The 24,569-nt window shown below is 64.6% G+C and carries 22 protein-coding genes, 1 tRNA gene and 2 rRNA genes; 6 read left to right on the top strand and 19 right to left on the bottom strand.

Annotation, left to right across the window (positions count from 1 at the left end):
- Positions 1-663 precede the first annotated feature (663 nt).
- Positions 664-739 (bottom strand) — tRNA-Ala (locus tag Q0319_RS13910).
- A 162-nt stretch (positions 740-901) separates the two neighbouring features.
- On the opposite strand from Q0319_RS13910, the gene Q0319_RS13905 reads away from it, so the two are divergent.
- Entirely contained in the window at positions 902-2,125 is a 1,224-nt protein-coding gene (locus tag Q0319_RS13905) for an MFS transporter (RefSeq protein WP_296467902.1), read from the top strand.
- A gap of 142 nt (positions 2,126-2,267) precedes the next feature.
- On the opposite strand, the gene cadR is transcribed toward Q0319_RS13905, so the two are convergent.
- Positions 2,268-2,720, bottom strand: coding sequence for a Cd(II)/Pb(II)-responsive transcriptional regulator (gene cadR / locus Q0319_RS13900; protein ID WP_296467899.1), 453 nt, complete (start codon positions 2,718-2,720; stop codon positions 2,268-2,270).
- Positions 2,721-2,971: 251 nt separating this feature from the next.
- Here cadR and Q0319_RS13895 point away from each other — a divergent pair, with 251 nt between their 5' ends.
- The gene (locus Q0319_RS13895; protein ID WP_299453520.1) at positions 2,972-5,038 is read left to right on the top strand and encodes a heavy metal translocating P-type ATPase; all 2,067 of its coding nucleotides are present in this window, start codon (positions 2,972-2,974) and stop codon (positions 5,036-5,038) included.
- Between the two features lie 14 nt (positions 5,039-5,052).
- Here Q0319_RS13895 and yaaA read toward each other — a convergent pair whose 3' ends face one another.
- A complete protein-coding gene (gene yaaA, locus Q0319_RS13890) occupies positions 5,053-5,826 on the bottom strand; it encodes a peroxide stress protein YaaA (protein ID WP_296467894.1) in 774 nt (257 codons plus the stop codon).
- Between the two features lie 18 nt (positions 5,827-5,844).
- On the opposite strand from yaaA, the gene Q0319_RS13885 reads away from it, so the two are divergent.
- The 4 genes from Q0319_RS13885 (at position 5,845) to Q0319_RS13870 (ending at position 9,099) form a co-directional block, all read left to right on the top strand.
- On the top strand, positions 5,845-6,258 hold the full coding sequence (locus Q0319_RS13885; protein WP_296467892.1) for a YchJ family metal-binding protein: 414 nt from the start codon (positions 5,845-5,847) through the stop codon (positions 6,256-6,258).
- A gap of 65 nt (positions 6,259-6,323) precedes the next feature.
- A complete protein-coding gene (locus Q0319_RS13880; RefSeq protein ID WP_296467890.1) occupies positions 6,324-7,193 on the top strand; it encodes an alpha/beta hydrolase in 870 nt (289 codons plus the stop codon).
- 180 nt (positions 7,194-7,373) lie between these two features.
- The gene (locus Q0319_RS13875) at positions 7,374-8,099 is read left to right on the top strand and encodes an enoyl-CoA hydratase/isomerase family protein (RefSeq protein ID WP_296467887.1); all 726 of its coding nucleotides are present in this window, start codon (positions 7,374-7,376) and stop codon (positions 8,097-8,099) included.
- Positions 8,100-8,145: 46 nt separating this feature from the next.
- On the top strand, positions 8,146-9,099 hold the full coding sequence (locus tag Q0319_RS13870; protein WP_299453516.1) for a nitronate monooxygenase: 954 nt from the start codon (positions 8,146-8,148) through the stop codon (positions 9,097-9,099).
- Between the two features lie 71 nt (positions 9,100-9,170).
- Here Q0319_RS13870 and Q0319_RS13865 read toward each other — a convergent pair whose 3' ends face one another.
- The 16 genes from Q0319_RS13865 to Q0319_RS13790 all read right to left on the bottom strand — a co-directional run.
- Entirely contained in the window at positions 9,171-10,298 is a 1,128-nt protein-coding gene (locus Q0319_RS13865) for an enolase C-terminal domain-like protein (protein WP_299453513.1), read from the bottom strand.
- Positions 10,295-11,260, bottom strand: coding sequence for a tripartite tricarboxylate transporter substrate binding protein (locus Q0319_RS13860; protein WP_296467881.1), 966 nt, complete (start codon positions 11,258-11,260; stop codon positions 10,295-10,297). Before Q0319_RS13860 ends, Q0319_RS13865 begins: the two co-directional genes overlap by 4 nt.
- Positions 11,261-11,303: 43 nt before the next feature.
- Positions 11,304-12,503, bottom strand: a complete 1,200-nt coding sequence (locus Q0319_RS13855) for a CaiB/BaiF CoA-transferase family protein (protein WP_299453509.1) — start codon at positions 12,501-12,503, stop codon at positions 11,304-11,306.
- The gene (locus tag Q0319_RS13850; protein ID WP_296467877.1) at positions 12,500-13,231 is read right to left on the bottom strand and encodes an enoyl-CoA hydratase/isomerase family protein; all 732 of its coding nucleotides are present in this window, start codon (positions 13,229-13,231) and stop codon (positions 12,500-12,502) included. The genes Q0319_RS13855 and Q0319_RS13850 overlap by 4 nt, the downstream gene beginning before the upstream one ends.
- Positions 13,232-13,397: 166 nt before the next feature.
- Positions 13,398-13,904, bottom strand: a complete 507-nt coding sequence (locus Q0319_RS13845) for a MarR family winged helix-turn-helix transcriptional regulator (RefSeq protein WP_299453506.1) — start codon at positions 13,902-13,904, stop codon at positions 13,398-13,400.
- A 39-nt stretch (positions 13,905-13,943) separates the two neighbouring features.
- Positions 13,944-14,402, bottom strand: coding sequence for a PaaI family thioesterase (locus Q0319_RS13840; protein WP_299453505.1), 459 nt, complete (start codon positions 14,400-14,402; stop codon positions 13,944-13,946).
- Entirely contained in the window at positions 14,395-15,342 is a 948-nt protein-coding gene (locus Q0319_RS13835) for a hydroxymethylglutaryl-CoA lyase (protein WP_299453504.1), read from the bottom strand. The genes Q0319_RS13840 and Q0319_RS13835 overlap by 8 nt, the downstream gene beginning before the upstream one ends.
- Complete coding sequence (locus Q0319_RS13830) at positions 15,339-16,988, bottom strand: AMP-binding protein (protein WP_296468617.1); 1,650 nt, start codon at positions 16,986-16,988, stop codon at positions 15,339-15,341. Before Q0319_RS13830 ends, Q0319_RS13835 begins: the two co-directional genes overlap by 4 nt.
- Complete coding sequence (locus Q0319_RS13825) at positions 16,981-17,748, bottom strand: enoyl-CoA hydratase/isomerase family protein (protein ID WP_296468618.1); 768 nt, start codon at positions 17,746-17,748, stop codon at positions 16,981-16,983. Before Q0319_RS13825 ends, Q0319_RS13830 begins: the two co-directional genes overlap by 8 nt.
- 110 nt (positions 17,749-17,858) lie before the next feature.
- Complete coding sequence (locus Q0319_RS13820; protein WP_296468619.1) at positions 17,859-18,530, bottom strand: ABC transporter ATP-binding protein; 672 nt, start codon at positions 18,528-18,530, stop codon at positions 17,859-17,861.
- Complete coding sequence (locus tag Q0319_RS13815) at positions 18,527-19,282, bottom strand: ABC transporter ATP-binding protein (RefSeq protein ID WP_296468621.1); 756 nt, start codon at positions 19,280-19,282, stop codon at positions 18,527-18,529. The genes Q0319_RS13820 and Q0319_RS13815 overlap by 4 nt, the downstream gene beginning before the upstream one ends.
- Positions 19,279-21,195, bottom strand: coding sequence for an ABC transporter permease (locus Q0319_RS13810; protein ID WP_296468623.1), 1,917 nt, complete (start codon positions 21,193-21,195; stop codon positions 19,279-19,281). Before Q0319_RS13810 ends, Q0319_RS13815 begins: the two co-directional genes overlap by 4 nt.
- 3 nt (positions 21,196-21,198) lie before the next feature.
- Entirely contained in the window at positions 21,199-22,368 is a 1,170-nt protein-coding gene (locus Q0319_RS13805) for an ABC transporter substrate-binding protein (protein ID WP_299453560.1), read from the bottom strand.
- A gap of 211 nt (positions 22,369-22,579) precedes the next feature.
- Positions 22,580-23,491: a hypothetical protein gene (locus tag Q0319_RS13800; RefSeq protein WP_299453503.1), complete on the bottom strand. Its 912-nt coding sequence runs from the start codon at positions 23,489-23,491 to the stop codon at positions 22,580-22,582.
- A 487-nt stretch (positions 23,492-23,978) separates the two neighbouring features.
- Positions 23,979-24,091: ribosomal RNA gene (gene rrf, locus Q0319_RS13795) — 5S ribosomal RNA — on the bottom strand.
- 125 nt (positions 24,092-24,216) lie between these two features.
- Positions 24,217-24,569: ribosomal RNA gene (locus Q0319_RS13790) — 23S ribosomal RNA — on the bottom strand; the annotation flags it as partial.

Raw genomic sequence — 24,569 nt, 5'->3', positions numbered from 1 at the left:
GATGAAAGGCCACGGAAAGCCATGGCCTCGAGCCGCCCGGCGCACATCTGAAGGTACGAGCTCAGGCAGAATCTTGAAACATTTTATTACACTCACTTACCAATCGGGACGAACTGGAAAGTGCCGCACAGGACGGAGGGGAGGCGGCGTTCGAGTGGGGAAGGATGGACAAGCGAAAAAAGCTCGCCGTGAGGAACTGAAAACGGAAGAAACCGGGAGGCAAAGCCGGGTATTGTTTTTTCTGGCTCTTTGCGGTTCGCCCCCCGGCAAACGGGGCAATGCTACGGTTGGTTCAACTCCTGCTTATTCTCCCTCGCCTTTCTTGCCTCATCGTAATGGGACTTCACGGCGAAAAACATGCACGTAAACAACACGATGAGTTTGAACGCACCAAAGACTGCGGGAACCCAAAAATCCATCATTTCCTCACTGCAGCCTGGACAGCTGCATCGATCGCCGGCGGGCCAGGCAAGACAAACACAAACCGGTAGACAGCGGCGTGCTATCGACAGGCGTTAGGCAAACTCCGGTCTTTTCCGCGCCTCATTCGAGGAAATTGCCGCGCGGCACCTGGGGGCTCGCATCAAACGCGGAAATGAAAAAACCGACCTATTGGTCGGTTTTCTCGCCGCACCGGCAAACCCAACGCGGCTTCTTGAATCTTGGTGGAGCGGAGGAGGATCGAACTCCCGACCTTCGCATTGCGAACGCGACGCTCTCCCAGCTGAGCTACCGCCCCAAGAAAAAGGTAGGCCAAAACTATACCGTATTTTTTCGATGCACGCCAACGCGCTGCGCACACGCGCCCGGCCGTACCATGCGAAGCGTGTAGACTTATGAGCTCGCAGTTCCGGCCAATCTCGCGGCCTGGCAACCGGCGACACATCGTAGGCCCAGTTGCTTGAATTCCGAACCATCCTCGTTTGCGCCGCGCGCACTTTGGAAGATCCGCGCGATCGTCACGTTGTCGCTCATGACCGGCGTCATGGGCAGCACCATCCCTACGCCGCTTTACCCGATCTACCAGGCGCAATTGCATTTGCCCTCTTTCACGACCACGGCGATCTTCTTCGCCTACGTCGTGGGCGTGCTCGGCGCGCTGCTGATAGGTGGAAAACTCACGGATCGCATACGCGATCGTCGCAAGCTGATGATCCCGGCGCTGGCGATTGCAGCCGCAGGCGCGATACTGCTCGCCTCGGCCCATAGCCTCGCCACGCTATTGGCCGGGCGCCTGCTTGCCGGGCTCGGCACCGGCGCCTTGACAGGCGCCGCCAACACCACGCTGATAGAAATCGAACCGCCCCAGCACAAGCAACGGGCCGCGTTGTTAGGCACCGCCGCGTTCACTGCAGGTGGCATTCTCGGACCGATTCTGAGCGGATTGGCGCTGCAAAACGACTTCTACCCGCTGGTCGCGCCTTTCGTCGCGATCGTCTCGCTGGCCCTCGTCTCCGCCTACGGCTTGTGGCGCGTACCGCTGGCTTCCGCTGCGTCGGCCGCCCCGGCGCGATCTATCCAACCTGGCCAGCCGGCGCAGTCCCGGCCAATCCCCAGGCGACGCGTCGTCCAGCTCATGTTGCTGAGTTGCCTCACGCTGTCCATGCTCTGGGGCGTCGGCTCGACACTGATGGCGATGGGGCCATCCCTCGGGGAGAAGTTGCTCGGCATCCACGACTATGCCGTGAGCGGCTATGCCAGCTCCATCATGTCGGCTTGCGCCGGCGCGGCGCAATTCTTGAGCCAGCGCATGCCCAGCTCTTCCGCGTTCCGGCGCGGCCATGTGCTCTTTGCGTGCGGTCTGGCCTGCGCCATCGCCTCACTGCTGGGCACGCTACCCTGGCTAATGGGCATTGCCGTGCTAGTCGCCGGCCTGGGGTTCGGCGCCGCGTTCATCGGAGCAGCCGGAGTCGTCAACCAGATCGCCCCGCCGCACCGGCGCGGCCTGATGGTCTCGCTGTTCTACGTCGCCGGCTACGTCGGGAACGCCTGGACCATGGCAACCGGCGCCATGACCGACCACTTCGGGCCCCTGCCCGCCGCGATGACGCTGCTGGTCACCGCCACCATCGCGTCGGCCGGCTTCGTGGTGGCATCTCGCAAATTACTGCCGGCACGCGCCTGACTGCCGGTTTGTCCCCAGTTACCCACGCAGAGTGTGGACAACTGCGTGGACAGCCTTGGGACTACCCAAAAAAAACCTTTCCCGACAACGACTTAGAATGGACGATGAAAGATTGGGCACCGCTGCTTCCGCCCGGCGCCCGTCAACCATGCGTCGGCCCCAATAGCCCGTGCTTATGCTCCACGGTCCGACGGGCGGGCTCGGGCGATGCCGAGAGCCCCTGCAAGATGCCGCAGTCCTTCGCAGAAAGATTCCCGCGGCACTGGCTGCGCAGCGCCTTGAGCGTCTTCTGCAGCGCCTTGAGTTCGGCGATCCGGGTCGCGACGTGCTCGATATGTTCGTCCAGCAGCGCGTTGATCTCGGCGCAGTTGTCGGCAGGCGAGTCACAGGCGTGCAAGAGGCGCCGGATTTCGCCCAGCGTCATGTCCAGCGCCCGGCAATTGCGCACCAATTGCAGCCGCTCCACGTGCGGCTCGCCGTAAACGCGATAATTGCCGGCCGTCCGCCCCGGAGGCGGAAGCAATCCCTCGCGCTCGTAATAGCGGATCGTCTCGACGGGCGTATTCGTGCGCGCTGCCAGTTCGCCTATCTTCATCGAACCCCCTGGCGGTTTCCGTCCGTCTAGCTTACGCCATTGGCACTGCGCATGCATGCCGAGGCATGGCCGCTTGACCCTGTACCCGCTACAGGGTTTCCAATGACTGCAACGATTGCTGGAGTCCATGGATGTCGGAATCTTGTCCCCAGTGCCAAGGCGACCGCCACGCCGCCCCTGCGGGGGCCGGCCGCGCGCCGTCCGTCGACGCGAGCCGTCCTTTAAGGGAATCCCTGTTCAGGATCGAGCAAATGGACTGCCCGACCGAAGAGCGACTGTTGCGCAAGGCCCTCGAGTCGCTGCACGGCGTGCATACGCTCTCCTTCGACCTCATCCAGCGCACGCTGAAGGTCGGACACGTGCTGGACGACCCGCAGCCCATCATGGCGGCCATCGCCGGGTTGAACATGTCACCGGTACTGCTCGAAGACGGTAGCCCAGCCGCCGCAGGCGAACCGGCCACACAGCGCCCCCCCTGGATCAGGATGGGCCTGGCGGGGCTCTGCGCGATCGGCGCCGAAGCATGGGCGTATGCCTCCGGCAGCGACGATTCGCTTCCGGTCATCGCGATCGCACTGGCCGCCATCCTCCTCGGTGGCATCCCCACGCTGCGCAAGGGCTGGCTGGCGCTCAGGCACTTTACGCTCAACATCAACCTGCTCATGACGGTAGCGGTGATCGGCGCCGCATTGATCGGCCAGTGGCCAGAGGCGGCCATGGTGCTCTGGCTGTTCGGCTTGGCCGAGATGATCGAGGCCTTGAGCCTGACCCACGCGCGCAACGCGATCCGCAGCCTTACGGCGCTCGCGCCCGAACAAGGCCTGGTAAAGCAGGGCGACGGAGCCTGGCGGGAGTCTCCGGCCCGTCTCATACCCGTTGGCGCCGAGGTGCGCGCGCGACCGGGCGAACGCATCGTGTTGGACGGCATCGTGCTGCGCGGCGCCTCCAGCGTCGATCAATCCGCCATCACCGGGGAAAGCATGCCGGTGGACAAGCAGGCGGGCGACACGCTCTACGCGGGCACCATCAATCAGGAGGGCGTGCTGGAGTACCGCGTCACGGCAAGCGCCGGCCACTCCATGCTGGACCGGATCGCCCAGACCATCCAGGAAGCGCAGGGCAAGCGCGCGCCTACACAGCGTTTCATCGACCAATTCGCACGCATCTATACGCCCGCCGTCTTCGCGGTCGCCATCGTGGTGGCCTTCTCCGGCCCGCTCGCTTTCGGCATGACCTGGCTGGACTCGATCTACCGCGCCCTGGTCCTGCTCGTCATCGCGTGCCCGTGCGCGTTAGTCATTTCCACGCCGGTCACCGTCGTCAGCGGGCTGACGGCAGCCGCCAAGCGCGGCATCCTGATCAAGGGAGGGCTCTATCTCGAACAAGGCCGGCGCCTGCGCTGGCTGGCGCTGGACAAGACCGGCACGCTCACCCATGGCAAACCCGCGCTGACGGACGTCGTGCCGATCGCCGCCACGCCCATGACCACCGCGCTGGCATTGCAACTGGCGGCCAGCCTCGACGCCTTGTCATCTCATCCCATCGCGCACGCGATCGTCTCTGCCCACCATGGCGAGCTACTGCCCGTCACAGACTTCGCCTCGAGGCCCGGCCTCGGCGTCACCGGCCGCATAGCCGGCAAGGCATACGGCCTAGGCAACCTGCGATTGGCTCACGAGCTGGGCGCCGTGGACGCCATGCTGGAAACGACGATGAAAGCCCTGGAGCGCCAGGGCAAGACGACCGTCATTTTGTGCGAGGAAAGCGTGGCCGTCGCAGTGCTCGCCGTAGCCGATACGGCGCGCGAGACCAGCCGCGCGGCGTTGGCAGACTTGCGCCGGCTCAACGTGGAGCCGGTCATGCTTTCGGGCGACAACGCCGACACGGTTCGTGCCGTGGCTGACGACCTGGGCATCGAACATGCTCGCGGCGAACTGCTTCCGCAGGACAAGCTCGTCGCCGTCGAGGAGCTCGCGATGAAAGGCCCGGTGGGCATGGTAGGCGATGGCGTGAATGACGCACCGGCGCTCGCACGCGCCGACATCGGCTTTGCCATGGGCGCGGCCGGAGCGGACACGGCCATCGAAACCGCGGACGTCGCCCTCATGCACGACGACTTGCGCAAGCTTCCCGAATTCATCCGCCTCTCCCGGCGCACCGGGAGCGTGCTGCGTCAGAACATCGCCTTCGCCCTGGCGGTCAAGTTCGCCTTCTTCGCCCTGACGTTCACCGGCGACGCCACCTTGTGGATGGCCGTATTCGCCGACGCTGGAGCGAGCTTGCTGGTCGTGTTCAACGGGCTTCGGCTGCTGCGCTGAACCGCGCAGCAAGCCTACGCGGCACGGCGCCGGAACACGAGCTTGTCGGCCGACGACGCCGCGGCATCGTAGGCATAGCCTTCAGAATCGAAGCCCTGCAAGCCTTCCGGCTTGGCAATGCGGTGCTCGATGGCATAGCGGGCCATCAGGCCGCGTGCACGCTTGGCGTGGAAGCTGATGACTTTATAAGCCCCGCCCTTCCAATCCTCAAACACGCACTGAATCACGCGGGCCTTCAGGACTTTGCGGTCCACGACCTTGAAGTATTCCTCGGAGGCCAGGTTCACCACGACGGGCTGCTTGTCGCCCTCCTGCCGCTGGTTCAGGTAGTCAGAAATCGTGGTGCCCCAGTACTCGTAGAGATTCTTGCCCTTGGACGTCTCCAGGCGCGTGCCCATTTCCAGGCGATACGGCTGCATCAGGTCGAGCGGACGAAGCGCGCCATACAGTCCGCTCAGGATCACCACGTGCTCCTGCGCCCATTCGAGCTGTTTGGCCGTCAAGCTACCGGCCTGCAGCCCCTCGTACACGTCGCCATTGAAGGCCAGCACGGCCTGCTTGGAATTTTCGGCCGTAAACTTGGGCGTCCATTTGGCATAGCGCGCCACGTTGAGCTCGGCCAATGCAGGACTCAGGTCCATGAGCGCGGCGATGTCTTTGGCCGACTTGGCCTTGAGCACGGAAATTAGTTGCTCGGCCTGCTCCACGAACAGGGGCTGGGTGGCGGTCTCGACGTGCGCAGGGGTGTCATAGTCCAGCTTCTTGGCGGGAGAGAGAAGAAACAACATGGCAGGGTATCGGAGCGAATGAAACCAGCCGTTAATGTAGAACAAATGTGCCCTTGCGGCCTGGGGCAGCCCTACCCCGCGTGCTGCGGCCGCTGGCACGGTGGCACGATGCGCCTGCAGGCGCCCGACGCACCAACGTTGATGCGATCCCGCTACAGCGCCTATGTGCTCGGCCTGCACGACTACCTGTTGGAAACCTGGCATCCGTCCACCCGGCCGCCCATGCTGGACGCCGACCCGCCGGGGCTCAAATGGCTGGGGCTGGAAATCCGCCGCAGCATCGAACACGACGCGGGCCACGCCACCGTGGAGTTCGTCGCCCGCAGCAAACTGGCCGGGCGGGCGCACCGCCTGCACGAGATCAGCCGATTCGTGCGTGAAAACGGACGTTGGTACTACCTCGACGGCACCTTCCCCGAGCAGAGTGGTTAAACTTGCAACCGGCCTTCGAGGCCGCATCTTCCGGCCGTTCCCGGCCCAGACGCCAAATTCGAATCATGCCTGTCCACCCCCTGCACGACCATCCTGCCTTCACGCCCGCATTTTGCGAAAGCGAATACAACAACCTCGCCCGCATCCCCGACCACGCCAGCTACACCGCCCGCTGGGCCGCCGACGGCGCCCTGGCCCGGCGCGTGCAAAGCGCCCAGCTCGGCTTGCGCTATGGCGATGCGCCGGCGGAAACGCTCGATTTTTTCCCGTCGCGTCGACTCGGCGCCCCGCTGCTCGTATTCATCCACGGCGGCTACTGGCGCGCACTCGGCAAGTCGGATTTTTCGTGGATCGCGCCCGCCTACGTCGCCCGCGGCGCTGCCGTCGCCATCCTGGATTATGGGCTTGCTCCGGCCACCCCGATCGAAGAAATCGTGCGGCAAATGCTGCGAGCCCACGCCTGGCTGTACCGCCACGCCGGCGAACTGGGCTTCGATGCACGCCGCATCGTCACGAGCGGTCACTCCGCGGGCGGCCATCTCACCGCGATGATGGTGGGCGCGCGCTGGCAGGAATGGGCCCCCGACCTGCCCGCCGACCTCATATCGGCCGGGCTGGCCCTCAGCGGCTTGTATGACCTCGAGCCGGTCGCAATGGCGCCGTTCCTGGCCAACCTTGGGCTGACGCCCGAACAGGTGGCCAAGCTCTCGCCTGCGTATTTCACCCCGGAGCGTAAGACGCAAATGGTGGCGGCCGTGGGCGCGTCGGAAACCAACGAGTTCCGGCGCCAGACGGGCCTGATCGCCGCCTGCTGGCCGCGCAATGTCTCGCGTACGCTGGAGCTGCCTAACTGCCACCACCTGGACATCTGCGATCGACTCTCGACCCCCGGAGACCCGCTCTTCGAAACAGCCTGCGAGCTGCTCGGCATCTAGGCAAGCGGCAAATTGCCGGACGCCGCCTGCTGGAGCCAGGGCATGCGGCGAACCCGCTGGAGCATTCCAGCCGAGACGAGCCAGCTTTGCCCCTGCCCTCCAAGGCACCTCGGCCATAAAGTTGACAAAGTTAACTATTTAGTTTAATTTATCAACTAATTTGACGAGAAAGGCTTTCCCATGGTCGACGAAAATGCCCTGCTGGCCGAACGCCGCGGCCATGTCCTGCTGCTGACGCTGAACCGCCACCATAAGCGCAATGCGCTGGATACCGCCATGATGCGCGGACTGATCCAAGCATTGCGCGACGCCGATGCCGACGCCGACATCCACTGCGTGGTGATCGGGGCGCGTGGCACATGCTTTTGCGCCGGCGCGGACCTGGAAGAACTCCGCGCCATCCCGCGCGACCGCGCCGACCTGCTCCGGGCACGTGCCGACTTGCTGGTGGAGATCAACACCATCGTCGCCCGTATCAGCACCCCAGTCATCGCCGCCGTCAACGGTCCTGCGGTCGGGGCCGGCGCCGGGCTGTCGCTGGGGTGCGACTTGGTCGTCGCCTCGCCTGCCGCGCGATTCAGCTACCCCGAAGTCAAGCATGGCATCTCGGCCGGCGTCCTGATCCCCAACCTCATCCGGCAGGTCGGCCCCAAGCCCGCATTCGAATTGATCGCAACAGGAGACCCGATCAGCGCCGAGCGTGCCTACGAGCTCGGCATGATCAACAAAATCGTTCCGGCCGAGGAGCTGGATGCCGCCGCCCTCGCCCTGGCCGAGCGGTTGGCGCAGTTCGCCCCTGCCGGCCTGAGGGCGTCCAAGCAGGCGTTCCAGCAAGCTTACGATATGACCATGCAAGACGCCGTGCGGGCCGCGCGCGACGTCAACGACCGGATCCGCGCCTCGTAAGGACGACGCGCGCTCAAGAATCGCATCCATTTCCTCATTTCCGACCATGCTTTCCACTCGACTGACCAAACTCCTCGGCATTCGCCACCCCATCATCCAGGGCGGCATGAGCTGGGCTTCGTCCAACGCCGAGCTGGCGCTGGCCGTATCGCGTGCGGGAGGGCTGGGGGTCATCGCCGCCGGCCCGATGTATCCGGACGATTTGCGGGAAGCCATCGCCAAGGTCCGGGCCAATACCGACCAGCCCTTCGCGGTCAACGTCCCGCTCTATAACAAGCGGTCCGCGGAGTACCTGGACATCGTCCTCGAAATGGGCGTACCCATCCTCATCGCGTCGCAAGGGGGGCCCAAGGCTCACATCGCCCGCTTCAAAGATGCCGGCGTCACCTGGATCCACGTCACGGCCAATCCGGTCCACGCCAAGAAAGCCGAAGATGCCGGCGTGGACGCGGTCATCGCCGTAGGAGGCGAGGCAGGCGGCCACCCCGGGCCGGATGAAGTCGGCACCCTGGTCCTGGTGCGCGCCACGGTCAAGGCGGTGTCGGTGCCCGTCGTGGGCGCCGGCGGCATCGCCGACGGCGCCGGCATCGCTGCCATGCTGGCACTGGGCGCGAGCGGCGCCCAGCTCGGTACGCGATTCATGCTCACGCCGGAGGCGGGCCTGCATGCCGCCTACAAAGAAATGGTGCTGAAAGCCGGCATCGGCGACACGGCCATCGTCGGCCGCGGACGCTCGCCCATCCGCATGGTGAAGAACGCGTTCTCCGCCGAGTACGAGGCTGCGGTAGCCGCAGGCGCCAGCGATGAAGAGTTGAACGCCCTTTTCGCCCGCAGCTCGCTGCGGCAGGCGGCCAAAGACGGCGACATCGAGCAAGGCAAGGTCGAGGCGGGACAATGCGCCGGCCTGATCGATACGCTGGAGCCGGCGGGAGAACTCGTGGAGCGCCTGGTACGCGAAACGGAAGCTGCCCTGGCCGAAGCCGGATCCTGCGTCCGCTGAATCTTCGCCGGCACCCCGGCTACCGCGGCGTGCCGCACATCATCGTTGCGGCACGCCGCGCGCTGGCAGGATCAGGCCACGGAAGACGGAGCATACGTCACGCCCGTTCCGACGCCATCAGGAACGGTCAATGCGCCTGCCTCCACCTCCAGGCCTGCAAAAGGATCGTCCAGCAGATGGTCGAACTCGGCCAGCTCGGCTCCCGCATGAATGTTGCCCGCCACGCTAGCCAGGTGCGTGCCCTGGGCAGCCAACAGGCGGGGGCCGAAGATCGCGCCGAACCGATACCCGACGCCCGCCGCTTCGCAGATGCGGACTGCGGTCAGCGTATTCCGGATGCCCCCGAAATAGTGCATCTTGAGGTTGTATGAGTCGGCGGCCCCCATGCCGATCAGGCGTACCAGGCCGGACAGCCCGCCGATGGCTTCGTCCGCCTCGATGGGCAATACGCCCGCCGCGCGCACCTGGCGCAATCCGTCGATATCGTCTGCCGGCACCGGCTGCTCCATCAGGACGACACCCAACGGCCGCAACTCGCCACACACGCGAATGGCATCGTCGGCCCGATACGCCTGGTTGGCATCCACGGTCAACGTGACTGAGTCGCCCAGCCGCTCGCGCACGGCGCGGACCCGTGCGACATCCAGGTCCGGCTCGCCGCTGAGCTTGAGCTTGAGATAGCGATAGCCCTGTCCGGCCAGCTTGGCCGACTGCGCCGCCATCTCTTCTGGCGACTTGATCGACACGAGGCGCGACACCTCGACCTTGTCCCGCACCTTGCCGCCCAGCAGCATGTGCAATGGCAGGCCAAGCATGCGCGCCTGCAAGTCATAAATGGCACACACGAACCCCGACAGCGCGCAAACCTCCGCCCCGGCGGCCGCCTCCAGGCGCCGGTGGAGCGTCTCCAGGCTAAAAGCGTCCTGGCCGAGTGCTTCGCGCCGGAGCGCCTCCAGTGCCGGCTCGATACGGGCGGTATCAGGCTTGAAAATGGGCGTTCCCAGCACGTGCCCATAGCCCACCTGGCCGTTGCGCGCGGCCAGGGCTACGATCCAGCCGTCCACGTGGGTGATGACACCCCGCGCGAAGCGCCAGGTCGGATCGTCCTGGCGCTGCGAGCACGGGATGATGTCCACGCGGTCTATCGTGGCGTCCCCGCCGCGGCGAACGGCGGGGGCAATGGCGGCGTTCGTCATCATTGCAACTTGAGGTTGGCGGCTTTGATGAGGTCCTTGGTGCGCGTCGCATCCTCCAACACGAAACGCGTGGTTTCTTCCGGAGTGAGCGTCGCCAGTTCGGTGCCCTGTGCCTCCATTTGCTTGCGATATTCAGGTTTCTGGGCCACGACGTTGAGCGCCGCGTTGAGCTTGTTGATGATCTCGGCAGGCGTTCCTTTGGGAGCAGCCACCGTGTACCACGAGGCAGACTCGGCGCCTCCCAGGCCGACCTCCGCGAAGGTCGGCACGTCAGGCAACAGGGGCGAGCGCGACTTCGAAGCGTAGGCCAGCGCCCTCAGCTTGCCAGCCTTGACGTAGGGAAGTTCTCCCGACAGATTCATGACGCCCACCTGCAGGCGACCTGCCACCAGATCGGTGATGGCCGGCGCGGCGCCGCCGTACGGCACGTGAACCATGTCGATCGCCGCGGCCTGCTTGATCAGTTCCCCCCCCAGGTGGGGCGAGGTGCCGGTACCCGAGGAGCCGTAGTTCAGCTTGCCGGGCTGGCTCTTGGCGAGCGCGATGAATTCTTTGACATTATTGGCCTTGACGGACGGATGGACCACCAGCAGGTTCGGTTGGTTGGCCGCCAGGCCGATGAAGGCAAAGTCCTTGATACCGTCGTACGGAACGGGTTGGATCAGCGGCGTCACGATGTGCGCGGCCGCCGTACCGAACAACAGGGTGTAGCCGTCAGGCTCGGCGCGCGCCACGTGAGCCGCGCCGATCGTGGCGCCCGCGCCGGCCTTGTTCTCGATTACCACCTGCTGGCCCAGCTCGGCCGACAATTCCTTGGCCAAATTGCGCGCCACCAGGTCGGCGGGCCCGCCGGCCGCGTACGGATTGACTAGTACGATCGGCTTGCTGGGATACGCCTGGGCGTTTACCCCCGAGGCAGCCAATGCCAGGGCTGCCGCCAACAACGACTTCTTGAACAGTGTCATGGATGTCTCCTGATTAAGCCATGTTCCGGGCACTTGCCGCCCGCTAGATGGCATTCCTTTCCCGCAACGCTTGGATTTCTTCGGGCCCCAGTCCCAGCCTCTCAGCCAGGACCTCCTCCGTATGCTCGCCCAGCAGGGGCGGTCGCCCCAGGCTGGGGTCCTCGAAGCCTTGAAACTTGAACGGCACCGGCAGTGCATTGAATTTGCCGATGAGCGGATGCTCGAACTCCCGCACCATCCCGCGCGCCAGGACGTGCTCGTTGCTGAGGACTTCGTCCACGCTCAGGATGGGGCCGGCAGGTACCTTCGCTTCGTCGCAGAGGCGGCAGAATTCGTCGCGGTCGAAGCGAGCGATCGCCGCCGACAGGCCTGCCATCACCTCTTCGCGACGATTGACCCGGTCAATGTTCTTGGCGAGCGAGGGGTCATTGGCCCATTCGTGCAGGCCGAGCAGTTCACACAAGGGTTTCCAGTGCTGGTCGCTGCCCGTGACCTGTACCCATTTGTCGTCCCGGCAGCGGAATGCCGCCGACGGGACCCTACCCGGGTGCTCGGTACCCAGCCGCGGAGGCACTTCCCCCAAGGCGAAATACCGCGCCGCCGCCAGCGACAGCAACCCCACCTGGCCGTCGAGCATGGAGAAATCCACGTGGCAGCCCTTGCCTGTTGCCTGCCGTCCCATCAGCGATGACAGGATGGCGATCGCAACCCACAAACCGGATGTCAGGTCCGCCACGGGTAGGCCGGGCTTGACCGGTCCGCCGCCCCGCTCCCCGGTCAGGCTCATGATGCCTCCCATGGCCTGGAAGACGGTGTCATACCCTTTGCGCGGGGCGTACGGGCCCGTCATGCCGAACCCTGTGCAGGAGACGTAAACCAAGCGCGGGTTTTCCCTGGAGAGGCTGGCGTAATCCAGGCCGTAGCGCTTGAGCGTCCCTACGGGGAAATTCTCGAGCACGACGTCGGCCTGCGCGCTCAAGCGGCGAATCAGGTCCTGCCCCTCCTGGCTGCGCAAATTGACGGTGATGGACTTCTTGCTGCGGTTGAACGCCATGTAATAGGCAGACTCCTCACCGCCCTCGCCCTGCACCTTGGGCTCGAAGCTGCGGGTCTCGTCGCCGCTGCCGGGCTGTTCGACCTTGATGACCGTCGCGCCGAGCTCCGCCAATATCATGGTGGCGAAGGGGCACGCCAGGACCCGGGACAAATCCAGGATGGTGATGTTTTCCAGCGGACGAGTCATTTCGCGGCCTTGCGGAAACCCCGCATGATGACGTTGACGTCCCGCCCGGCGGCCAGCCCTTCCTCCAGCGTGAGCTCGGCCACCCGGTGGAACAGGCGCTTGGTGGTGCCCATCGCGATCGGGCTCCAGCTAGCCAATTTTTCTGCCATTTCCAGCGCGACGTCGAGCACCTTGTCCTCGGGAGCGACGCGGTTCGCCAACCCAAGCTCCAGCGCCCGGGCGCCGTTGATGGGTTCGCCCATGGTCAGCAGTTCGAAGGCGTGCTTGCGCCCCAGCTGGCGCACGAGGTTGGACATCACCACCGCGGCGACGATGCCATGCTTGAGCTCAGGATAGCCGAAGCGTACGTTCTCGGCCATCACCGTCAAGTCGCACGCGATGGCCAAGCCGGCGCCGCCGCCCAGGGCATTGCCACGTACGGCAGCCACGACGGGCTTGGACATCCGGGAAAAAACCATATGGAGGTTCGTCGTCAGGTCGGCACGGGCATTGACCGCGTGCGGATCCTCGGGCACCAGGGTGCTGAATTCCGACGTGTCGGCGCCGGCGCAGAACGACTTGCCGGCACCGGTCAACACGACGGCGTTGACGCCGGCATCGGCATCGGCCTGCCGAAGGGCGTCCAGCAGCGCCTGCGTCAGGGGGGTATTCAGGGCGTTGTGCTTCTCCGGCCGGTTCATCGTCAGGACACGGACGGCGCCGCGGTTTTCTATCAGGAGTTCGCTCATGCTCTCGTGCTCGCGGTTATCCAATATAGTTGATTTTATATACTATTTAATTGACAACTTCAACTATAAGCAGGAAATCGCCAGTCATTCCAGGCCAAAAAAACGAAGCCCGCTTGCTCGAACGCAAGCGGGCTCGCCGCGACGCGAATCCGGCCGGAGCCGGTGATTACTTTTCCTTGCGCCCGGAAGACTTGCCTTCTTTGGCAGTCTTGGCCCTGACCTCTTCCAGCAATTCGATGGCATGTCCGGTCAGCTTGTCGAGCGCCCGTTCGAGCACCTCGCGCTCCTCATCGGTCAGGACCGAGAGCATCTTCTCATTGCGGTCGACCGCCTTCGGGAAGACCTTGCGATACAAAGTCCGCCCCTGCGGGGTCAAGTCCAGCCGAACGCCGCGGCCGTCCGATTCGTCGGCCCCCCGCTTGACGTATCCGCGCTCGATGAGCTCGGCCACGCTGCGACTGGCCTGGCTTTTGTCGATATTGGCCTCGTGCGCGAGCGCATTCAGCGATAGCGGTGCAAATGCGCCGAGCAATCCGATGATGCGCCAGTCACGCGAGCCCAGGCCGTACTGGCTTTCGTTCACCGTCGCCGCGATGCGGCTGGAAACGAAGGCCAGGCGATTCAAGCGGTAAGAAAACAATTCCTTGAGGTTCGCGGGAACGGGTCTCGTCATACTTTCTCTCGCTAGGAGGGGGGAACGCAGCAATTTACCTCAGACCGCGCCGGACGATTTGGGCCGCCTGAGCTTGAAGCTGCTCATGGCCGTAGCCACCAGCGTGCCGGCTTCGTCCCGCACCTCGCACTGGCAGAACGCGATCGACTTGCCGGCATGCTTGACCTCTGCCCGCGCCGTCAGGTCCCCCTTGCCCGGCGAGGTGAAGTGGATGTTCAGGTCCACGGTGCCGGACGTCTCCAAGCCCGCCTCCAAAGTGCGGGTTGCGATGGCCATGCTCGAATCCATCAGCGTCGCGATCGCGCCGCCGTGGATCACCCCCCGCCGATTGGCCAGGCGGCTCGTGGACGGCATGCGCAAGACCGACCGTCCCCGGTCGGCCTCGACCACGGTAATGCCCAGCCAGGCCGAGAACGGCGCGATGGGCGAGCCTGCGAGCGGCCCGACCTCGATGGTGGCCACGGGGGGTTCAAGGTCCATGTGGGCTGGGTTATCCATTGGCGGCTCCTGAACGCGCAGCGATCAGCGGATTCAAGCCGCTTTGCGCCACGCGGCTGTGCAAAGTGCGGCCGAGCGCCCGCTCGCATGCTTCGGACGTTTCCAGGAGCGCATCCAGGTCTATGCCGGTCGAAACGCCCATGGATTCGAACAAACTCACCAAATCCTCCGTGCAAACGTTGCCCGTATGCCCGCCACCGTACTTGACCTTGGCCGGATGCCCGCCCACGCCTCCGAAGGCGCAATCGAAATACCGGCATCCCGCCTCCAGCGCCGCCACGTAATTGACCAGGCCGGTTCCCCGGGAATCATGGAAGTGGGCCACCACGGTCACTTCGGGTACTTCCGCATGCACTGCCTTGACCAGCTTCTTGACGGTCACCGGCGAGGCCATGCCCGTGGTGTCACCCAGGGCCACATGCATGACGCCGAGCTGCGCGAACCGGCGGACGTCTTCCAGGACACTTTCCGCCGGCACCGCTCCCTCGAAAGGACAGCCCCAGGCGACCGACACGGTGCCTATCATGCGAAACCTCCCCTGCGAAGCCGCCACCATGTCGGCGATGTTCTGCCATTGCTCCGCCCGGCTTCGCCGCAGGTTCTTCATCGAATGCGACTCGCTGGCCGACACCAGCAGACTGATCTCATTCGCGCCATGGCCCGCATCCAGGTCTGCCAACGCACGCTCGACCGCCCTCACGTTGGCGCAGGTCGCCTTGTACCAGACCCCCTCCCGCCGCGGCAGGGTGCGCAGCAGGTCGCTTGCATCGGCGAACTGGGGTACGACCTTGGGATTCGAGTAGGAAGTCGCCTCGACGCGCTGGAATCCCATCCTCGCGAAACGATCGATCAAATCGACCTTGGTAGCGGTCGGGATGAAGGCCTCTTCGTGCTGCAGCCCGTCGCGGGCGAAGCACTCACACAGGATCACGTCGCTCATGCCTTGCTCCCGGTGGCGGCATGCACGTTGGCCAGGCCGAACAACTCGATGGCATGCGCCTTGAGCTTGTTCTTCTGCACCTTGGAACTCCCGGTCATGCCGATATTGTCGAACGAATCCACGATCTCGAGATAACGCGGGACCTTGAAGTTGGCGCAGCGCTTCTTGCACCAATCGATCAACTCCTGGCGCTCCGCGTGGTGCCCCTCTTTCAACTGCACGAACGCCGCGGTCACCTCGCCCAGCCGCGCGTCGGGCACGCCCACCACCTGGGCCAGCTGCACCGCGGGATGCGCGTGCAGGGTTTCCTCGACCTCGGCCGGCGCGACGTTCTCGCCGCCGACCCGGTACATGTCCTTGAGCCGGCCAACCATCCGGAGCCGACCGTCAGGCGACATTTCACCCAGGTCGCCAGTGCGCAGCCACCCGTCCGGCGTGAACGCCTTGGCGGTCGCCTCGGGCATCTTGTAGTAACCGCGCATGACGTGCCAGCCTCGCACCTGGATTTCACCCTGCGCCCCGGGCGGCAATACTTCGCCCGTGTCCTGGTCGGCGATGCGCACCTCGGTGCCGGGATGCGGCAGCCCCCAGCCATGCGCCCGCAGCTCGAAGGGGTCGTCCCAGGAAGTCATGATGACGTTGGGCGAGGCCTCCGACTGCCCATAAGCGTTGCAGACGTTGTCCACGCCCATCACGTCCCGGATCTTCTGCATCACCTCCGGCCCGGCGGCGGCCCAGCCGCCCCTCAGGTGGAGCTTCTTGGGATCGAAGTCGGGATGGCCCATCATCATCAGGAAAATGGTGTCATTGCCGGACGTCAGCGTGCACTTTTCCACGTCCATCACGCGCAGCGTCTCGGCCACGTCGAACTTCGGCAACGTGAGCAGACAGCACCCATAGACCAGGCTGACCAGGATGGACAGCGTCGTGCCAGAAACGTGGAAGAAGGGGCGGATGCTGAAATAACGGTCGTCATGCCGCACGCCGATGCGCTGGCCCGCCGCCCAGGCATTGGTGAGCATGTTGGCGTGGGTAAGCATCACGCCTTTGGGGAAAGACGTCGTGCCCGAGGTGAACTGCATCAGCAGCAAATCGTCCGGGGTGACCTCCGCGGCCAGCGATTCGATGCGCGCCAGCGACGCCTCGTCCGCACGGGCCATCAAGTCGGCAAACCGCTCGGCGCCGGCAGGACATGGCCCGTCGCCCACCATCACGGCGCGACGCAGCTCCGGCAGCGCCTCGCCCGGCAGCCGCGAGTTGAACGCAGGCTCGACCGTCGTCAATAGCTCGACGAAGTCGATGCCCAGGAATGTGTCGGCGAAGATCAGCACCTTGACGTCGGCCTGCTTCAGGCAGAACTGTAGCTCGTCCGTCTTGAAGCGCGTGTTGACCGGCACCGTGACGGCGCCGATGGTGGCGCAGGCAAAGAACAGCTGCAACCACAGCGCGCCGTTGCCGAGCATGATGCCGACGTGGTCCCCTTTGCGTACGCCGCTGGCATGCAGCGCCGCCGCCATGCGGCGGGTTCCGTCCAGCACCTCGTTCCAAGTCAGCCTATCTGCCTGGCAGATGAAGCCTTCGCGCTCGCCATACTCGGCTGCCGTGCGCTGGAGCGTGCGGTACAACGTGGTAGGACGCTCAACCATCTTTGCGGCCTCCCGACCCGAATCCGGCGATCGCACGCTTCCAGTCGCTATGACGCAGGTTTTCCTCGATGGCGAGTAGCTCCACGGCCATCGCGCCTTCGCGGGTCGTCTCTACGCCTTGGTCCACGCAGCGCTTGGTGAGCCGCACGGTCAGCGGCGCGGCGGCGGCAATCTGCTGGGCCATCGCGGCGGCACGCTCCTCGAGCTCCTCCGGCTGGTACACGTGGTTGACCAGCCCTATCTCCTTGGCCTCCTGCGCATCGATCGTGCGACCCGTGAACAACAGCTCCTTGGCCATCCGCGTCCCCACCATGCGCGGCAGGCGCTGCGTAGCGCCGATGGTGCCCCAGCTCACTTCGGGATAACGGAATTGCGCCTTGGTCGACGCGAGGATGAAATCACAGGCTCCGGCGATCTCGCAGCCCGACCCGAACGCCGGCCCGTGCACGACGGCGATCACAGCCTGCGGCAGGCGCTCGATGGCGGCGTAGGCGGTGAACCCCTTGACCCGGCGAGCGGTCAGCTCGGCAGTAGACATGCCTTGCCGCTCTTTGAGGTCTGCCCCCGCGCAAAACACCGGTCCTTCACCCTTGATGAGAACCACGTGCACGCTCTCGTCGGCGGCCAGCGCCTCGGCGGCGGCGATCAAGTCGCCACACATGGCCGAATTGAGCGCATTTCGGCTCTCCGGCCGGTTGAGCGTCAGCGTCGCTATCCGGTCCTGGACCTCGACCCGGATGGTGGAATATGCACTGCTCATACGATCCCCTGGTGTTCTGGTGCTTAGATAGTTGTTTTTATACACTACTTTGTTGACGATCTCAACTATATGGATGTGACAAAGCTTGCGGGCAGATTCTCTCCGGCCGTTCAGCTTACGGGGAACGCAGCCGCAGCGGGTGCAAGCACCCCGTCATCCATGCACAAACAGCGGTCGGCGACGGGCGCAACGAGCGCCTCGTTCTGCTCGGACAACAGTACGGCCAGCCCCTCGGCCCGCAAGGCCCGCATGGCTTCGGCCAGGCGCTGCACGACAATGGGCGCTACCCCTTCGGAAGGCTCGTCCAGCAATATCACTTTCGGCTGGGTCATCAATGCCCGCCCTATGGCGAGCATCTGCTGCTCTCCGCCACTCAAGGCACCGCCCGGTCGACGCTCGAGCGGTGCAAGCTCGGGAAACAGCTCATACACGCGTTCGGCCGTCCACACCGGGGCGCCCGCGCGCGGAGGTGCCTCGGCCACCTCCAGGTTCTGCCGCGCCGTGAGCTGGGTAAATATGCGCCGGTCCTCGGGCACCCAGGCCAGGCCTGCCTGCACGCGACGGTCGGTCCGCCAGCCGCTCACCGGCACGCCGTCCAACAACACCTCCCCCGTCGTCGCCACGCGGCCTGCCAACGCCCGCATCAGCGTAGTCTTGCCGGCGCCATTGCGCCCCACGAGCGCAACGATCTCCCCCGCTGCAACCTCCAGGTCGACATCGAACAATGCTTGGGCGCGGCCATAAAAGGCGCACAGCCTGCGGGCCTGCAACACAACGCTCATGCCCCCTCCTCGACGGCGGTCGTCCCGAGATACGCGGCGCGAACCTGCGGATCCTCCGCGATCTGCTGCGGCGTACCCTGTGCGACCAGGCGGCCGCGCACCAGCACCGCCACGCGATCGGCAAAGCCGAATACCACGTCCATGCTGTGCTCGGTAAACAATACCGCCAACCCGCGCGCGGCCTCCTGCTTGACTAGGGCCATCAATGCCCGGCGATCGGCCCGCGTCATGCCCGCGGTGGGCTCATCCATCAGCAGCACGCGAGGGCGTTGCGCCAAGGCGCTCGCCAGCTCGACGCGCTTGAGCTCGGGATACGGCAACTCAAGGCACGGGCGATCGGCCAGGGCGGCTAGCTCAAAACGCTCGAGCCACGCCTGTACCTCCTCCTGCGCGCCCCGCAAGCCGCGCGTTCCCAGCCGGCGCCAGGCGGCCGGATCACGGGCGGCCAGCGCCAGCGCGACATGCTGCCGCACGGTAAGTGAAACCGCTACCTGGGCGATCTGGAACGTGCGTGCCATTCCCATCCGCGCCCGGGTTGCCACGCCCAGGCCGGTCACGTCCGTTCCGTCGAACTCCACGCGCCCGGAGTCGGGCCGGAGCTGCCCATTGATGCATTGGAAGCAGGTGCTCTTCCCCGCGCCGTTCGGACCGATCAGCGCCAGCATCTGGCCGGCGTCCAACGCGAAGCTCACGCCATCGACCGCGCGCACGGCGCCGAATGATTTGGAAAGACCGGACACCCTCAGCTTCATGCCGTACCCGCCGCCGATCGACGACGCCTCCAGCCTGTCAAGCCGCCAGGCGCCAGCATCACCAGGGCCAACATGGCGCCCCCCACCGCGGCGCGCCAGTATTCCGTGCTCCGGGCCAGGTAATCTTGCCCCACGGTGTAGACCGCCGCCCCCAGCCACGGCCCGAAAAGTGATTGCAGCCCGCCGAGCAGCGTCATCACCAATGCGTCGACAGAACGGGGAATGGCCAGCAGGTCAGGCGCGACTGAACCCTTCGCAAACACTGTCAGCACGCCCGCCGCGCCGGCCATGGCTCCGGCCAGCATGAACGCCGTCCATCGCACCGCGAACACCGGCAGCCCCAGGCTTTCCGCGCGCAACGGGGCGTCGCGCGTCATGCGCAGCGTAAGGCCGAACGGTCCGTGCAATACCTTGCGCAACATCAAGCCGCATGCAGCGGCAATTGCCAACACGAACCAGTAATATCCCTCGCGCGACGAGAGCCAACCTTGCGGCCAAAACCCGAACAAGCCATTGCTCCCTCCCGTCACGGCATCCCATTGGAAAGCCACGGACCAGGTAATTTGCGCAAAGGCCAGGGTCAGCATCGCCGCGTACACGCCGGCCGCGCGCAGTACGACGAACCCGTACACCACCGCACCAAACCAGGCCAGCAGCATGCCGGCCAGCAGGCACACCAGGGCGGCAATCAGCCCGCCTGCCCCGGTCGCGTCCAATCCTGGCAGCCAACGCGTCACCCATGGCGCTGCCAGCGCGGCGCCGTAGGCGCCCAACCCCAGGAATGCTGCATGACCGAAAGAATGCATGCCCCCAGGCCCCATCAAGACGTACAGGCTCGCGGCAAACAGCCCGGCGATCAGCACGTCCACCGCGAGCACGAGCAGATAAGGCGCATCGGAGGCGAACCAAGGAAGCACCGCCAACCCAGCCAGCAAGAGAGCCAGTGCCCCGCTGCCCCGGCGGGTAGGAAGCGGCAACGGATGCCATTCCGCGCGCAAGGCGCGCGTCGGTGCAGCTGGCCTGCCGAACAGCCCCCACGGACGGAAGGCCAACACGACCGCCATCAACAGAAACTCAATAACCAGCGTGAGCTTGGGAAGCACAAACTCGGTGCCACCGATTTGGACCGTACCCAAGGCCACGCACGCAGCCTTCACCAAGCCTATCATCATGGCCGCGACGAACGCACCAGTGACGCTGCCCATGCCGCCAACCACCGTCACGACGAAAGCCTCGGCCACGACCTGCAGATCGTAGGTCAGCGCCGCCGGCTCGCGCGGCATCTGGAGCGCGCCCGCCAACCCCGCCAGTCCGGCCCCCAGCGCGAACACTTGGGTGAACAACCGCCGCTCGTCCACCCCGACGGCCAAGGCCATCTCCCGATCTTCGGTCGCCGCCCGCAACTGGAGCCCCCACCGGGTCCACGCCAAGACCCCATGGCTGAGAACCAGCACAGCAAGCCCCGTGGCCATCAACACCAGGTCATAAACAGGAAGGTTCAGCGTCCCCGGCGCGATCACCCCGGTCAGTCCGGGCGCCTTGGGCCCGAGCCGGTCATCGGCGCCCCAGATCGCCAATGCGATGTCGCGGATGATCAAGACCAACGCGAAGGTCGCCACTAATTGGAAGAGTTCGGGGCTACCGTAAAGACGCCGCAACAACACGCGCTCGATCAATGCCCCGACCAGCGCCACGCCCAGCGCAGCACCGGCGACCGCGGCCCAGAAGCCGATCCCGCCGAGCCAAGGCATCAGCCATGCGGACAAACTCACCCCGAGGTAAAGCCCCAACATGGCCAGCGAGCCATGGGCAAAATTCACGACCCGCGAAACGCCGAAAATCAGCGTCAGCCCGAGAGAGAGCAAGAACAAGCTGCTGGCGCTCGCCAGCCCGTTCAGCAGTTGCGCCAACACCGTCTAGCGCGCCGGACGCAGCTTCGCCACTTCCGCGTCGGAAGGCTGGTACTTGGCGCCGTCCGCATAGTAGAAGTCCACCATGACGCCCATGCGCTGCGCGCCCTCGCCTTGCAACGCGGTACGGCCGACGAAAGCACCGAGCGTGGCCTGGTTATCCTGGGGCCGGAACACGATCGGCCCCCAGGGCGTCGTGAGCGGCATGCCGCGGAAGGCATCGACGATCTTCTCGGCATCGGTGCTCTTCGCGCGGCGCAAGGCCGCCGCCGCGGCATGGATCGTGACGTACCCGACCACGGACCCTTGCCGCGGAGGCTCGCCATACTTGCCGCGATAGGCATCCAGGAAACGCTGGTGTTCCGGCGTCTTGATGGCATACCAGGGATAACCGGTCACGATCCACCCTTCAGGGGCCTCGTCGCGCAGCGGCTCCAGATACTCAGGCTCGCCGGACAAAAGACTCACGACCTCGCGGCCCTTGAACAGGCCACGCATCGCGCCCTCGCGCACGAACTTGGTCAGGTCCGTGGCAAACAGCACGTTGAAGATCGCGTCTGGCTTGCTCGCCTCCAGCGCCTGGACGACGGGGCCGGCATCGAGCTTGCCCAGCGGGGTCGCCTGCTCCGTGACGAACTCCACATCCGGCTGCGCCGCCTTGAGCAGCGTCTTGAACGTCTGGACGGCAGACTGCCCATATTCGTAGTTGGGATACACGATGGCCCAGCGCTTCTTGCGCAGCTTGGCGGCTTCGGGAACCAGCATGGAGACCTGCATCCAGGTCGATGGGCGCAAGCGGAAGGTATACCGGTTGCCATTGGCCCAGGTAATCTTGTCGGTCAAGGGCTCGCTGGCGAGGAACGGGATCCTGCGCTGCCTGGCATAGTCGCCCAGTGCGAGTCCCACGTTGGAGAGGAACCCTCCCGCCAGCATGACCACCCGCTCGCGCGAGACCAGCTCTTCCGCGGCACGCACCGCATCGCCAGGCACGCCGTTGTCGTCCCGGATGACCAACTCCAGCGGCCGCCCCAGGATGCCCCCTGCCGCATTGACTTCCTCCACCGCAAGCAACATGGCCTTGCGATAGGGTTCGAGGAACGCGGGCTGCGCCTTGTAGCTGTTGATCTCACCAATGCGCAAGGGATCGGCGGCATGCGCTGGCGCAGCAAGACACATCGACAGGCAAAAGAAACCGGAGACGAGCGAAACGCGGAACATGGACGGACTCGAATAACGCCCCGGAACGGGAAAATGCCGGGCGGACGGGGCGGTGGGCGCCGGCATGCCTCCTTGTCGGAGATCCGGCTATTGTACGAGGAGCGTGGCCGCAGGCGAGGCAAGCGGACACAGGGCGTGGGGTAGATGGCAGCCCCGGCTGCCCCAGCACTCAGCCTGCAGAAGCCAGGCCCAGGCGCTGGGCGTAGAGGCGCAGGTCCTGCGCGGAGGGCTCTGGAAACACAACGGCGTCGGACTCCTCTTCCGGCGGGTTGAGGTCGTCGCCGGCCACGGCCAGCAAAGGAGGTAGCAAATCTTGCCAGCGCTGGACCTCTTCTTTGTCCAGCAACCCGGGATACATCTTGTCCAACTGGATGAGATCCAGCAAATCCTCGACCAACGCATTGCGATACCGGTCGCTGGCTTCCAATCTCGCACGAAAGTAGCCAGAGCGCAAGACGGTGCGCAACACCGCCACCCCCGTTTTCCTCCAGCCCGCGGCCTCCTGGCCCTCGAAAAACGCACCGGCAAAAACCAGGGCCTTGGCGGCCTTGGCCGGATAAGCGACATTCAGCGAAGCGCCGAGTCTCTGGCGCAGAAACCGGGTTTGCACCACCAAATTGCGCCGTCCGACCTCATTCAACCCGTCCCGGTCGACCTGCCACTTGATCCAATTCACGATACGGCGCGCCAAACTGTAGGATTGCCAGCCCACGCCCTTGCCCGGCGCGTTGGCCACGATCCAGTTCGTGATCAATTTTTCGTGCCACTCGAACCGGGCTTCGGCGCCGTCTGCAACCAGGTCATCGAAGGCATGCAAATTCCGCAGCCAATTCTCCCCCCAGGGGCGCCAATGCCATCCGCGATTGTCGGAGAGCACGCGCTCGATCCCGAAAAAATTAAATGCCTGCGCGCCCACCATCGTCGGGGCACGCCGGCAAAAACTCCATTGCCCCGCCGTGTGACGCAATACTGGTGACTCCACCGTATCGAACCAAGCGAGATATTCGTCTTTCCGGGTCAGGCGCCCGCCAAGCAAGGCCAGCGGCTGCCCATATCGCACCCCCCACCAAATGCGGTGCAAGCCCTCGGCGCTCTCGCTCCAAAATGTGGACGACCTGGAATGCTGTGGGAGAGAGGACATCCTGGGCATATCGCACACTCGATTAGTTTGACGTCTCACGCACCGCGACTGGCGCGCCCGCAACAACAACAGCCCTGCTGCGCCTAGCGGCGCCGAACCAGCCCTAAAGATCGGAAAAACGCAGCCGATAACTCGGGAAACGAAATCGTTATGGCGTAATTTTGCCTACTAATTCCTACAGATGAAATAGTTCTGTCAGGCTGTTTGGTTACGATGTTTTTAAACCACTAAACGAAACGCTCGGGGAAGTGCTGGGCTGCCGAGCCACACGCGAGCGATCTTGGAGCAGTCCTGGCGTGATGTGCTCGGAGGGTGGAGGGGTTGAAGGGCGTGGGGAGGGAGGATGGGTGGGGGGATGGCGGCGTAGCCTGGACGCATAAAGTAAAACCCCCGCCGGGAGGCCCGAGCGGGGGTTTTGGGGTAATTAGCCTGACGATGACCTACTTTCACAGACGTGCGTCCACTATCATCGGCGCTGAGGCGTTTCACTGTCCTGTTCGGGATGGGAAGGAGTGGGACCACCTCGCTATGGTCGTCAGGCTTTGACTGGTTGGCGGGCTGTTGATCGCGCTTGGCGCGGTATCGAACAACCTACCCAATTGGAAGAAGCAACAACGTGTTGTGACTGCGTTTTTTGCGGCACACGCTACAACCGCCAGGGTTATAGGATCAAGCCGCACGGGCAATTAGTATCGGTTAGCTCAACGCATTACTGCGCTTCCACACCCGACCTATCAACGTCCTGGTCTCGAACGGCCCTTCAGGGGAGTCAAGCTCCCGGGAGATCTAATCTTCAGACGAGTTTCCCGCTTAGATGCCTTCAGCGGTTATCTCTTCCGTACATAGCTACCCGGCAATGCCATTGGCATGACAACCGGTACACCAGAGGTACGTCCATTCCGGTCCTCTCGTACTAGGAACAGGCTCCGTCAAATCTCCAGCGCCCACGGCAGATAGGGACCAAACTGTCTCACGACGTTTTAAACCCAGCTCACGTACCTCTTTAAATGGCGAACAG

This window comes from uncultured Pigmentiphaga sp., from assembly GCF_937950555.1.
Classification (GTDB): Bacteria; Pseudomonadota; Gammaproteobacteria; order Burkholderiales; family Burkholderiaceae_B; genus Pigmentiphaga.
Note: the sequence above shows the minus strand (reverse complement) of the source record. Positions and strands in the feature narration are given on the sequence as shown.

Coding starts and splice junctions, on each gene's coding strand:
- cadR (WP_296467899.1), bottom strand. CDS start 2,720: ATGAAGATAGGCGAACTGGCAGCGCGCACGAATACGCCCGTCGAGACG.
- Q0319_RS13895 (WP_299453520.1), top strand. CDS start 2,972: ATGGACTGCCCGACCGAAGAGCGACTGTTGCGCAAGGCCCTCGAGTCG.
- yaaA (WP_296467894.1), bottom strand. CDS start 5,826: ATGTTGTTTCTTCTCTCTCCCGCCAAGAAGCTGGACTATGACACCCCT.
- Q0319_RS13885 (WP_296467892.1), top strand. CDS start 5,845: ATGAAACCAGCCGTTAATGTAGAACAAATGTGCCCTTGCGGCCTGGGG.
- Q0319_RS13880 (WP_296467890.1), top strand. CDS start 6,324: ATGCCTGTCCACCCCCTGCACGACCATCCTGCCTTCACGCCCGCATTT.
- Q0319_RS13875 (WP_296467887.1), top strand. CDS start 7,374: ATGGTCGACGAAAATGCCCTGCTGGCCGAACGCCGCGGCCATGTCCTG.
- Q0319_RS13870 (WP_299453516.1), top strand. CDS start 8,146: ATGCTTTCCACTCGACTGACCAAACTCCTCGGCATTCGCCACCCCATC.
- Q0319_RS13865 (WP_299453513.1), bottom strand. CDS start 10,298: ATGATGACGAACGCCGCCATTGCCCCCGCCGTTCGCCGCGGCGGGGAC.
- Q0319_RS13860 (WP_296467881.1), bottom strand. CDS start 11,260: ATGACACTGTTCAAGAAGTCGTTGTTGGCGGCAGCCCTGGCATTGGCT.
- Q0319_RS13855 (WP_299453509.1), bottom strand. CDS start 12,503: ATGACTCGTCCGCTGGAAAACATCACCATCCTGGATTTGTCCCGGGTC.
- Q0319_RS13850 (WP_296467877.1), bottom strand. CDS start 13,231: ATGAGCGAACTCCTGATAGAAAACCGCGGCGCCGTCCGTGTCCTGACG.
- Q0319_RS13845 (WP_299453506.1), bottom strand. CDS start 13,904: ATGACGAGACCCGTTCCCGCGAACCTCAAGGAATTGTTTTCTTACCGC.
- Q0319_RS13840 (WP_299453505.1), bottom strand. CDS start 14,402: ATGGATAACCCAGCCCACATGGACCTTGAACCCCCCGTGGCCACCATC.
- Q0319_RS13835 (WP_299453504.1), bottom strand. CDS start 15,342: ATGAGCGACGTGATCCTGTGTGAGTGCTTCGCCCGCGACGGGCTGCAG.
- Q0319_RS13830 (WP_296468617.1), bottom strand. CDS start 16,988: ATGGTTGAGCGTCCTACCACGTTGTACCGCACGCTCCAGCGCACGGCA.
- Q0319_RS13825 (WP_296468618.1), bottom strand. CDS start 17,748: ATGAGCAGTGCATATTCCACCATCCGGGTCGAGGTCCAGGACCGGATA.
- Q0319_RS13820 (WP_296468619.1), bottom strand. CDS start 18,530: ATGAGCGTTGTGTTGCAGGCCCGCAGGCTGTGCGCCTTTTATGGCCGC.
- Q0319_RS13815 (WP_296468621.1), bottom strand. CDS start 19,282: ATGAAGCTGAGGGTGTCCGGTCTTTCCAAATCATTCGGCGCCGTGCGC.
- Q0319_RS13805 (WP_299453560.1), bottom strand. CDS start 22,368: ATGTGTCTTGCTGCGCCAGCGCATGCCGCCGATCCCTTGCGCATTGGT.